At 70.0% G+C, this 11,292-nt stretch carries 8 protein-coding genes; 3 read left to right on the top strand and 5 right to left on the bottom strand.

The window, feature by feature from the left end; translation table 11 throughout:
• Window positions 1–747 precede the first annotated feature (747 nt).
• The 3 genes from O2L52_RS19020 to O2L52_RS19010 all read right to left on the bottom strand — a co-directional run bounded on the left by O2L52_RS19020 (window position 748) and on the right by O2L52_RS19010 (window position 5,628).
• Window positions 748–1,884, bottom strand: coding sequence for an alpha/beta hydrolase family protein (locus O2L52_RS19020; RefSeq protein WP_270117464.1), 1,137 nt, complete (start codon window positions 1,882–1,884; stop codon window positions 748–750).
• Window positions 1,885–2,038: 154 nt separating this feature from the next.
• Window positions 2,039–4,087 (bottom strand): molybdopterin oxidoreductase family protein, encoded by a 2,049-nt coding sequence (locus O2L52_RS19015; protein WP_270117462.1) that lies wholly within the window; start codon window positions 4,085–4,087, stop codon window positions 2,039–2,041.
• Window positions 4,088–4,224: 137 nt separating this feature from the next.
• Window positions 4,225–5,628 (bottom strand): MFS transporter, encoded by a 1,404-nt coding sequence (locus tag O2L52_RS19010; protein ID WP_270117461.1) that lies wholly within the window; start codon window positions 5,626–5,628, stop codon window positions 4,225–4,227.
• A gap of 192 nt (window positions 5,629–5,820) precedes the next feature.
• Between O2L52_RS19010 and O2L52_RS19005 the strand changes: the two genes are divergently transcribed.
• Together O2L52_RS19005 and O2L52_RS19000 are read left to right on the top strand one after the other, a co-directional pair.
• Window positions 5,821–6,738, top strand: coding sequence for an ABC transporter ATP-binding protein (locus O2L52_RS19005; RefSeq protein WP_270117460.1), 918 nt, complete (start codon window positions 5,821–5,823; stop codon window positions 6,736–6,738).
• Window positions 6,735–7,850 carry an ABC transporter permease gene (locus O2L52_RS19000; RefSeq protein ID WP_270117458.1) on the top strand — a complete coding sequence of 372 codons (1,116 nt, stop codon included), beginning with the start codon at window positions 6,735–6,737 and terminating at the stop codon, window positions 7,848–7,850. The genes O2L52_RS19005 and O2L52_RS19000 overlap by 4 nt, the downstream gene beginning before the upstream one ends.
• Window positions 7,851–7,979: 129 nt before the next feature.
• Here the strand turns inward: O2L52_RS19000 and rsmI are convergent, their stop codons facing one another.
• Window positions 7,980–8,831 (bottom strand): 16S rRNA (cytidine(1402)-2'-O)-methyltransferase, encoded by an 852-nt coding sequence (gene rsmI, locus O2L52_RS18995; RefSeq protein WP_270117456.1) that lies wholly within the window; start codon window positions 8,829–8,831, stop codon window positions 7,980–7,982.
• Between the two features lie 260 nt (window positions 8,832–9,091).
• Here rsmI and O2L52_RS18990 point away from each other — a divergent pair, with 260 nt between their 5' ends.
• The gene (locus tag O2L52_RS18990) at window positions 9,092–9,751 is read left to right on the top strand and encodes a restriction endonuclease (RefSeq protein ID WP_270117455.1); all 660 of its coding nucleotides are present in this window, start codon (window positions 9,092–9,094) and stop codon (window positions 9,749–9,751) included.
• A 290-nt stretch (window positions 9,752–10,041) separates the two neighbouring features.
• Here O2L52_RS18990 and O2L52_RS18985 read toward each other — a convergent pair.
• Window positions 10,042–11,292 (bottom strand): S1C family serine protease (locus tag O2L52_RS18985; RefSeq protein WP_270117453.1); only part of this gene is annotated, 1,251 nt, incomplete at its 5' end.

The raw sequence follows: 11,292 nt of genomic DNA, 5'->3' as shown, positions 1-11,292 counted from the left end.
CCACCTCCAACCCCCAACCCCCCCCGCACCCCCCCAACGGCTCCTGACCCCCCAAGCGCCCCCGCGGTTCCAGCTGCGACGCGTCGCAGCTGGAACCGCGAAGCACCAACACCCGGTTTCAGGGTTCGCATGGCACCTCTCGAACACACCTTCACGGCCACTCCGCCACGGACACCGAAAACACAACTCAGCCCGAAACTTATCCACAGGGGATTCACCTGCGGAAATGCCCGATCACTCCGAGTTATCCACAGCCGCAAAACTTTCCGTTGCCAACTATTGACCCAAGGTGATGTAGTTAGTAGCAAAAAGACCTCCTCGAACAGGAACTTCACTCCGGTTCTCACAGGAAGGCGGCACAGAGGGATCGATCGAGCCGCCAAGCAAAGTCCGCGGGCGAGTGCACTCGCCCGCGGCGCCTGTGAGAACCACCGGAGCCGCGCCAAGCGGAGGCCGCAAAGCGCCCGCTCCGGACCGCCCCTCACCGGGGGTGCGGGGCCCGTCCCCTTCACGGGTCCCGCACTCCCATAACCTGCTCGACCACAAGCGGGCCGGCCGGAATAGTGCGTAACTCACCAATCGAGTCAGCGCCCAGATCACCCGCGCCACAGCCGCCAGGGCAGCAGTCGCAACCAGTGGGCCCACTACCCTGTCGGCCAGTCCTAATCGGCCAACAAACTCGGTCGGGGCAACGAAAGAACCCGGTCGCGAAGTGCGCGACCGGGCCTATCGGTTTCCTACTGATGTTTACGGGTTGTGGAAGACCAGCTCGGGCCAGTCCGCGTTCGGGTCGAGGACCGCGGCGGGTTCGTCGCGGAGGTGGGTGTCGACGAAGCCGGTGACAAGGGCGCGAGCGATTTCGTTGCTGCGGTTGCCGTCGAGGTCGTCCTGGTTCATTCCAGCCTGCTCGCCGAGCGGTCCGAAGTCAGTCATCGAGCTGTGGGTGGTGCCGGAGACGGTGATCCAGCGCTTCCAGTCGTCGAGCTTCTTCCAGGCCTTGTCCCAGGTGTCGTCCTGGCCGGGCGCGCCGTGGTCGTCGCCGCCGCCGACCATCATGAACGGGCGGTCGAGCTTGTGGGGGTCGAGGGCGAAGAAGGTGCCGTCGAGGTTGAACCCGGCGTCGAAGCGGTCGTCGGCGTGCATGGCGCGGTGGCTGCTCGCGCCGCCGATCGAGTGGCCGCCCACGACGATGCGCTCGGCGTCGATGATGCCGGCGTCCTCCCAGGCCGCGTCGTCGCCGGTGAGTTCGTCGAGGACGAAGGAGAGATCTTCGGCGCGGTTCGGCACCAGGGTCTTGTCGTCCAGGTCTTGGCAGGCGAGGCATTCGGTGGTGCGGCCGTCAGGGAAGGTGATCGGCGCTTCGTAGTTGTGGCCGACCGCGGCCACGGCGTACCCCTGGCTCGCGAGCTCTTCGGCCATGCCGGTGAGGGTGGCGCGGGGGAAGGAGAATCCGGGCGAGAGCACCACGAGCGGTAGTGAACCGTCGTCGGCGAGCGGTTCGGCGCCGGACACCGAGTTCGTCTCGATCGAGGCGAGGAGTTCGCCGGGCAGCTGCAGCTGCGCGCCGAACAGTGCGCCTTCCTCAGGAGTCATGTAGGGCGCGGTCGCGCCCTCCGTCTCGGCGGTCGGGTACCACATGGTGACCATGAGCTCCCGGTCCCCCTCGGGGACCCAAACGTCGGTCCGGTCCTCGTCGACGAGGTGGAGTTGCGTGGTGCCGGTGGCGAACTCGCCGCCCGGCGCGGGGATGAACAGGGGTGCCGCGGCGGTCTCGGTCGGCTCGGTGGTTTCGGCTTGCGCGGTGGAGATGGCGGCTCCGGTCGCTCCGGCGGTGACCGCGAGTGCGGTGGCGCCGAGGAGGAGTCGTTTCGCGTGGCGTCGCAACGTCGAGTTCCAATCGGTCGGTGGTGCGGGCCCCGTTCGGGCCCGCACCATCAACTCTGCCGCCTGCAATCGTTGCTGCCCTGGGTATTTCGACCAAAGCTCCTAGGTCTTTCGACCGGTATTCGGCGCCCGGGCCCCTGCCGAAAGGCAGGGGTCAGGGCCGGGCGGCCGGGGCGATCTTGACCGCGCAGACCTTGAACTCGGGCATGCGGCTGATCGGGTCGAGCACGTCCGAAACCGCGGCGTTGGCGTTGCCGGCGCCGGGGAAGTGGAACGGGCTGAAGACCGTGTCCGGGCGGATGTCCGCGGTCAGGCGCGCGGGCGCCGTGTAGGAGCCGCGCCGGGAGGTGATGCGGACCGAGTCTCCCTCGCCGATGCCGTGGCGCACAGCCGTATCGGGGTGGATCTGCAGGAACTGCTCGCTGTCGGGCCCGTCGAGGGACGCGATGAGACGGGTCTGCGCACCCGACTGGTACTGGGTGAGGACCCGCCCGGTGGTGAGGTACAGCGGGTAGGAGCGGTCGCGGCGCTCGGCCGGGTGCCGGTGGTCGACGGCGATGAACTTGGCACGCCCGTCCGGGGTCGCGAACTTGAAGTCGGCGAACATGCGCGGGGTGCCGTCGTGGTCCGGGCCGGGCACGGGCCACTGGAAGGTCCGGTCCTCAAGGCGCTCATAGGAGACGCCCGAGTAGTCGGCCTTGCCGCCGGCCGAGGCGCGTCCGAGCTCCTCGAAGATGGCCTCGGGGTCAGTCGAGTAGGCGCCGGGGGCGTCGAGGCGCGCGGCGAGCTCCTTCATGATCCACAGGTCCGAGTGCACGCCGTCGGGGGCGCCGCGCAGCGACTTGCGGCGGATGATGCGGCCCTCGAGGTTCGTCATGGTGCCGTCCTCTTCAGCCCACTGGGTCACCGGGAGCACCACTTCGGCGAGCCGGGCGGTCTCGGACATGACGAAGTCGAACGAGACCAGGCAGTCGAGGTCCTTGAGCCGGTCGGCGACGCGCGCCGCGCGGGGCGCCGAGACCACCGGGTTGGAGCCGAGCACGAAGAGCATCTTCACCTCGTCGCCGCACTTGCGCAGCAGCTCGACGGCGGAGACGCCCGCGCCGGGCAGGATCTCCGGGTCGACGCCCCAGACGGCGGCGACGTGCTCGCGCGCGGCCGGGTCCGTGATCATGCGGTAGCCGGGGAGCTGGTCGGCCTTCTGGCCGTGCTCGCGCCCGCCCTGGCCGTTGCCCTGGCCGGTGATGCAGCCGTACCCGGAGCTCGGCTTGCCGGGCAGGCCGAGCGCGAGGGCGAGGTTGATCCAGGCGGTGACGGTGTCGACGCCCTTCGCGTGCTGCTCGGAGCCGCGCGCGGTGAGGATCGCCGTCTTCTTGCCGGCCATCAGGCGCGCCGCGGCGTACAGGTCCGGGACGCTGACGCCCGTGATGCGCTCGACGAACGCCGGCCAGTAGCCCGCGACGGTCTGGCGGACCTCGTCGAAGCCGTTCGTGTGCGCCTTGATGTACTGGTGGTCGAGGTAGCCCTGCTCGATCGCAATGTGCAGCAGCCCGTTCGCCAGCGCGAGGTCGGTGCCGGGGGCGGCCTGGAGGTGCAGCTGGGCCTGCTCGGCGGTGGCGGTGCGGCGCGGGTCGATGACGATGAGCTCGGCGCCGGTGAGGAATCGCATGAGCGGCGGCATGGTCTCGGCGGGGTTGGCGCCGACGAGGACGATGACGTCGGCGTCCTGCAGGTCCTCCTTCGGGAAGGGGAGGCCGCGGTCGATGCCGAAGGAGCGGTTGAGGGCGCCGGCAGCCGAGGACATGCAGAATCGGCCGTTGTAGTCGATGTGCTTGCTGCCCAGGGCGAGGCGGGTCCACTTGCCGAGCTGGTAGACCTTCTCGTTGGTGAGGCCGCCGCCGCCGAAGACGCCGACGGCGTCCTTTCCGTGCTCGGCCTGGACCGCTTTGATGCGGTCGGCGACGTGGTCGAGCGCGGTCTCCCAGGAGACGGGCTCGCCGTGCAGCAGCGGGGTGGTGAGCCGCTCGGGGTGGTCGAGGAGTTCGGGTGCGGTCCAGCCCTTCTTGCACATGCCGCCGCCGCGGGGCGAGGCCGTGACCTTGCCTTCGGTGTCCTCCTCGAGCCGCATGCCGCACTGCAGCGCGCAGTACGGGCAGTGGGTGTCGGCGGTGCGGACGACGGGGAGGGCGGCGCGAACGGTCATGCGGCGAGTGTGACCGGGGGTCGTTTCGGCGTCACGTGAGCAATGTTTCCGGAATGCTAAGTGGCCCGCAATCGTCGGTAAGTGACGATTGCGGGCCGGTGGCTCGACGGCGACGCTGCCGCGGTGGGGAGTCTCGGTCAGACCTTCGCGTAGGCGAGGCTGGGGGCCTTCTCGACGAGGACCGTGCGCTGGTAGCACCACCAGTTGATGACCAGGAAGACGGCGTAGGCGGCGACGAAGGCCCACATGGCGGGGACGACGGAACCGGTCTGCTCGTTCGCGATGCGGAAGCCCTGGTTGATGAGGAATCCGCCGAAGGCGCCGATCGCGGAGATCCAGCCGAGCGCGGCGGCCGTGATCTTCTTGGCCTGCACGACCTCGGTCTCGCTGGCCTTGCCGCCCGCGGCGGCGGCCGCCTCGGCCTGGAAGATGGCCGGGATGGAGCGGTAGGTGGAGCCGTTGGCGATGCCGCTCATGGCGAAGAGCAGCATGAACGAGGTGAAGAACAGGGCGAACGACCCGGTGTTGATGCCCCAGATGGCGCCCATCGCGCCGACGCCCATGAGGATGAACGCGCCGCTGGTGATCGGCGCCCCGGCGAGCCGGTCGGCGAACCAGCCGCCGATGGGGCGCACGAGCGAGCCGACGAGCGGGCCGAGCGCGGCGATCCACAGCGACTGGAATTCGGGGAACTCGATCTTGATGACCAGGGGGAAGGCGAACGAGTAGCCGATGAACGACCCGAACGTGCCGATGTAGAGGACGCTCATTATCCAGGTGTGGCGGCGCGTCAGCGCCGGGAGCTGCTCGCGCAGCGGGGTGCGGGCGACCGCGAGGTTGTCCATGGCCCGCCAGGCCATGATCGCGGCGAAGACGCCGAGCACGAGCCACAGCAGCGGCACGTTGTGCAGGAAGAACTCCTTGCCGGCGGGCGTCGTCCCCTGGGAGGTGCCGAAGATGGCGAGGCCGATGACGAGCGGGCCGATGAATTGCACGGCCGAGACGCCGATGTTGCCGCCGGCGGCGTTGATGCCGAGGGCGGCGCCGCGGTGGCGTTCCGGGTAGAAGTAGGAGATGTTGGCCATCGAGGAGGCGAAGTTGCCGCCGCCGAACCCGGCGAGGATGCCGGAGAGGACGAACATCCAGTAGGGCGTGCCCGGTGTCATCACGCAGTACGCCAGGAGCGCGGTGGGCAGGACCAGCAGGGCCGCCGAGATGATGGTCCAGTTCCGGCCGCCGAACAGCGCCACTGCGGCGGTGTAGGGGATGCGCAGGAACGCGCCGACCAGGTTGGGGACGGCGGTCAGCCAGAACAGCTGGCTGGTGGTGAAGTCGTAGCCCGCCGCGGCCAGGAACGGCGTGATGATGCTGAACATCGTCCACACCGAGAAGCCCAGGTGCTCGGCGAGCACGGACCAGACCAGGTTGCGTCGGGCGACCTTGCGGCCGGTCGACTGCCAGAAGGCCTCGTCGTCCGGGCGCCAGTCGGTGATCCAGCCTTTGCGGGCGGGGGGTGCGGATTGCGTCAGGGTCGCTGTCATGCCGCTACCTTCCGCGAGCGGCGTTGCCTGGTTGTGCGGCACCTGTGCCGGTGCGATGAAGTTCGGCTCACGGTCTTGTTACGGAGGGTGTGAAAGGGTCGGGTCTGCGGCGGCAGGCGTACGCGGACGGGACGCGTACACCCGTAAGGCGAGAACCCGGTCACAAAGGCCGATGGCATAGCGTTAGCGGCTATGGACGCCGCCATCGAGGTCGCCGACCTCCGCAAGACCTACCGCGGCCGCAGGACCGGTGAGGTCCGCGCGGTCGACGGCGTGAGCTTCCGCGTCGAACGCGGCGAGTTCTTCGGCATCCTCGGCCCGAACGGGGCCGGGAAGACCACGACCCTCGAGATCGTGGAGGGCCTGCGCAAGCCCGACTCCGGGACCGTGCGCCTCCTCGGCCGCTCCCCGTGGCCCCACTCCCCCGAGCTGACGGGCCGGCTCGGTGTGCAGCTCCAGGCGTCCGCGTTCTTCGAATTCCTCACGGCGCGCGAGCAGATCGAGACGTTCGCGGAGTTGTACGGGGCCGGGAAGGCCCGTGCGGCCGAGATGCTCGAGATCGTGGGCCTCGCCGAGCACGCGAACATGCGCTGCGAGAAGCTCTCCGGCGGCCAGCAGCAGCGTCTCTCCATCGCGTGCGCGCTGGTGGGCGACCCCGAGCTGGTGTTCCTCGACGAGCCGACCGCCGCGCTCGACCCGCAGGCGCGGCGCAACCTGTGGGACCTCATGCGCTCCATCAACGCCGAGGGCCGCACCGTGGTGCTCACGACCCATTACATGGAGGAGGCCGAGGCGCTCTGCGACCGCGTCGCCATCATGGACGCCGGGAAGATCCGGGCGATCGACTCCCCCGCCGGGTTCGTGCGGGGCCTCGACGCCCCGACCAGGGTGACGGTGGCGGCCGGGCAGCTCACCGGCGAACGCGTCCAGGAGCTCGCGGCCGGTGAGGCCGTGGCCGCGAGTGAGGCCGCGGTCGTGTTCGAGACGCGCGACCCGCGCAAGCTGCTGACCGCGCTGGCCTCGGACGGGGCCTTGGAGGGCCTGTCAGTGCGCACGGCGAACCTTGAGGACGTCTTCTTGCACGTGACCGGACGGGAGTGGCGCGGATGAGCATCGAGACGGTGGAGGTGACCGGCGGGACCGCCGCGCGCACCCGGACCGGGCCGTTCCTGAGCCTCGTGAAGGCGCTCGGGCGGGGCTGGCTGCGCGACCGCAGCCAGGTGTTCTTCACGCTGCTGCTGCCGTTGATGTTCATGGTGCTGCTGGCGAGCGTGTTCGGTTCGACCGATGACGCGGCCTCCCGGTTGATCGTGGTGGGCGACGCGCAGGTGTTCGCTGACGCGGAGCCGGGCGATTTCGCGATCAGTGAGCAGTCGGACCTCGAGACGGCGCTGGACGCGATGCGCGACGGCGACGCGGACGCGGTGGTCGTCGTGGAGGGCTCCGGGGCGGGCACGGTCGTCCGGATCTACCCATCGGCGACGAGCGCGACCGCCGGTTCGATCGCGGAAGAGAAGATCACGTCGTACGTGAACGGGCAGAACCTCGAGATCCTCTCGCTGGTGGCCGGCGAGGAGCCGCCGCTGATCACCGAGGTCGAGGCGGCGGACGGCGGTTCGCTCAAGCCGATCCAGTACCTGGCGCCGGGGATCCTCGCGTGGGGCATCGCGATCTCGGGCGTGTTCGGCGCGGCGGGCACGATCGTGGACTGGAAGCGCGACAAGCTGCTGCGGCGCCTGCGGCTGACGCCCGCGTCGGTGCGGACGTTCCTGGGTGCGAAGGTCTCGGTCATGCTCGCGGTGGCGCTGGGCCAGACCGCGGTGTTCCTCGCGGTGGCAGCGTTGGGCTTCGGGCTCGAGCTTTCGGCGTGGACGTGGTTCGCGGCGCCGCTGGTGCTGCTGGGGACGCTCGCGTTCCTGGCGATAGGCGTGGTGATCGGCGGGATCGCGCAGACGAGCCCGGCCGCGGCCGGGCTGAGCAACCTGGTGACGATGCCGATGGCGTTCGTGTCGGGCGCGTTCTACCCGCTGGCGCTCTCGCCGGAGTGGGTGCAGTGGATCTCGTACGCTTCGCCGATGCGGTACCTGAACGAGGCGCTGCAGTCGGTGGTGGTCTACGGGGAGCCGCCGTCGGCGGTGCTCCCGCAGATCGGCTTCCTGGCCGCGTTCGCGGCGGTCGTGGCGCTCTTCTCCTGGAAGACCTTCAAGTTCGACGAGCTCTGAGCTTCGCTCACATCGTGTTCGAACCTGGATTGTCGGACCCCGGGAGTACTTTTGCGCCAGGGGTCCCTTAGGGGGTATATATCCGCTTATTAGCGGATATGAGAGCCTTTGGCTACCGCGTGATGTCGCTCAGTCCGTCTTCAGCACCGCGTCGTAGACGTCGCGCCGGCTGACGCCGTAGCGGACGGCGACTTCTTTCATCGCGAGTTTGCGGTCGGTGCCCTTGGCCTCCAGGGCGGCCACGGCTGCGGCCATCGCCTCCGGCGTGGCCTCGCTCGCGTCCGGGCCGGTCCAGCCCGAGACCACCAAAGTCACTTCGCCGCGCGGCGGGTCGGCCTGCGCGCCCTCGGCGAGTTCGGCGAGTCCGCCGCGGCGGATCTCCTCGTGGGTCTTGGTGAGTTCCCGGCAGAGCGCCGCGGGGCGGTCGTCGCCGAAGGCCGCGGCCATGGCCCGCAGGGTGTCCTCGGTGCGCCGCGGCGACTCGAAGAACACCATCGTGCGCTTCTCCTCGGCGAGTTCGCCGAACAGCCGCCGCCGCTCGCCGTCCTTGCGCGGCGCGAAGCCCTCGAAGCAGAACCGGTCGCACGGCATCCCCGAGAGCGCCAGCGCGGTCGTCACCGCGCTCGCGCCCGGCGCGCAGGTGATCGCGATGCCGGCGTCGATCGCGGCTTTGACCAGCCGGAAACCGGGGTCGGAGACGGAGGGCATGCCGCCGTCGGTGATGACGGCGACCCGCTTTCCGTCGTACAATTGTTCGATGAGGGTCGTCGTTCGACCCGCTTCGTTCGCCTCGAAATACGACGTGATCGAGGCGGTGGGAACGACATCCAGTTCACTGAGGAGCCGCCGAAGCCGCCGGGTATCCTCTGCGGCGATGACGTCGGCGCGGGCCAGCTCGGTCCGGAGCCGAGACGAGGCGTCCTCTGGATTTCCCAGGGGCGCACCGAGAAGCACCAAAACGCCCGTTGAAGATGTCGACATCCGGCCAGTATCCCCCACCACCGGCGGCGGGGCGCGGGCTCGGTGAGCGTGTCGGGACGGGCCGCACATGCAGGATGCCGCGCCAAGCTGTCGGGTACCGGACATAGGCCTTACGCGTGAGCGAACGGTAACGGATACTCAAAGTCATGGCGACGCTTGCGAGCCATGCACTACGACATCACAGGCGACATATCGCCGGCGCCTCGCGGCGGCCGGGGAGCCGTAAATCTGCCGAGCCCTCTAACCCAGTGGAGGCCGCCATGTCCGTGATCCTTCGAGCCGGAGCGGGAATCGCCGCTCTCATCCTCGGGTACTTCGTTCTCGGATTCATAGCCGACCACTGGGCATGGTTCGCCTCCATCGCGATCCTGTTGGGCGGCACCGCACTCGCGGGCTGGATCCTGTTCCGCAGCCGTGGGCACGAGCACCGCGACCGGGCGGTCGCGGTCGAGCGCCAGGCCCTCATGCGCAGCGTCGACAAGATGAACATCCCGGCGTTCGACGCCATGGCGGGGCAGCTCCTGGTCGGCCTGGACGCCAAGCGCGTCAAGAAGTTCGGCCACCGCAAGAACGACCTCGGCTGCAACTTCGTCGTGACCTTCAACAACGGCCAGCGCATCATCGTGCGCGCCAAGAAGGACGACAAGACGATGCGGCGGCGCAACGGCAACCGCCACGTCCAGATCCTCGGCGGGGAGATCAAGGCCCGCTGGGACTGCGACGCGGGCGTCCTCATCACGAACGCGAACCTGCACTGGATGCACCACGCCGCACGGAACGAGGCCGTCGCCGCGCAGCTGGGCGTCCTCATCGTCGACCGCGACCGCCTCGCGGAGTGGATCGACACCGGTGAGGCCCCGCCGCAGCTGCGCCCGGTCCGCGCCGCGCTCGAGTCGAGCGGGAGCACCGCCGCGCAGTGACCCTGGGGCGCGGGGGCGGCCCGGACTGCGCACCGGCGTGTCGCAAGGCGAGGTCGCTGAAGCGGCCCGGACCGCGCGCCAGCTCGCGGAAGCGTGTCGTGGCGTTGTGATCGCGACACGGCGCCACGACGCCGCGGTGAGAACAGACGCGTGCTCAGCGGCCCCTGAGCACGTCCACGGCCCCGAGCCTCAGGCTCGGGGCCGCGTTCGTGCCAGCCGGCGTCTAGGTGCTCAGTAACCCTGCGGCGCGGGAATACCCCTGCGCCTAGGCTCCTGTGCTTCTCGAGCCCCTAGGAGGCGTCGAGGGTGGCCGTGGTCTCGGCCTCCTGCTGGTCGCGCATGTAGGTGATGGCGACCTCGGTGCCCGAGGAGGTGCCCTGCACGGCGGCGACCACTTCGGTCGCGGTGGTGACGGGGGTCCCGTCGATCGCGGTGATCACGTCGCCCTCCTGGAGCCCGGCCGCCGCGGCCGGCGAGTCGGGTTCGACGCTGAGGACCATCGCCCCGTTGCCGTCGGTGTTCGCCACCGAGACCCCGAGGTAGCCCTGCTCGACCGAGCCGTTCTGGATCAGCTGCTCGACGGTGTCCTTCACGGTGTTGGACGGGATCGAGAAGCCGAGGCCGATCGAGCCGGAGTCGGTGGTGGCGATGGCGGTGTTGATGCCGATGAGCTCGCCGTCGCCGTTGACGAGCGCGCCGCCGGAGTTGCCGGAGTTGATGGCCGCGTCGGTCTGGATGAGGCCGCTCAGGGTCGAGCTGGACTGGCCCGCGCCGCCCTGCTCGCCGGAGACGGTCATGGACCGGTCGAGGGCCGAGACGATGCCGGTGGTGACGGTGCCTTCGAGGCCGAGCGGCGAGCCGATCGCGACGGCGACGTCGCCGACCTGCACGGCGGCGGAGTCCGCGAAGGTGACCGGCGTCAGGTCGTCCGCGCCGTCCACTTGGATGACGGCGAGGTCCTGGGTGGCGTCGGTGGCCACGATGCTCGCGGCGGCGGTGGTGCCGTCGGAGAAGCGGACCTCCACGGACTGCGCGCCGTCGACGACGTGGTTGTTGGTGACGATGTAGCCGTCCTCGGAGTAGACGACGCCGGAGCCTTCGGCGGCGTCGGTCACGATGGTGACGACCGAGGGGCTGACCTTGTTCACGATCTCCGTGTAGGTCATGCCCTGCCCGGCGTCCATCGAGACGGACTGGACGGTGGTGGTGCCGCCGTCGCCGCTGCCGATGAACCATCCGGCGACGCCGCCGGCGCCGCCCGCGATCAGGGCGAGGACGAGTGCACCGGCGACGAGCCTGCCGCGGCCGCGGGGCCGCGGCGGCGGGCCGACCGGCGCGCCGGGCTGGTGGTACACGGGCGGGACGGGCCCGCCGGGCTGCCAGGCGGGGGCGGCCATGTGCGGGGCCCCGGCGGGCGCCGGCGCGGGAGTGCCCTGCAGGACCTGCGTGTGGTGCGTGTGCTCGGCCGGGCGCGGCGCGGCGCCGACGGCGTCGCCCGGGTAGGGCGGTGCCGCGGCGGCCTGCGGCTGCGCGGCGTACGG

Origin of the sequence: Glycomyces algeriensis (assembly GCF_027622855.1) — a bacterium.
GTDB classification, from domain to species: Bacteria; Actinomycetota; Actinomycetes; order Mycobacteriales; family Micromonosporaceae; genus Glycomyces; species Glycomyces algeriensis.
Note: the sequence above shows the minus strand (reverse complement) of the source record. Positions and strands in the feature narration are given on the sequence as shown.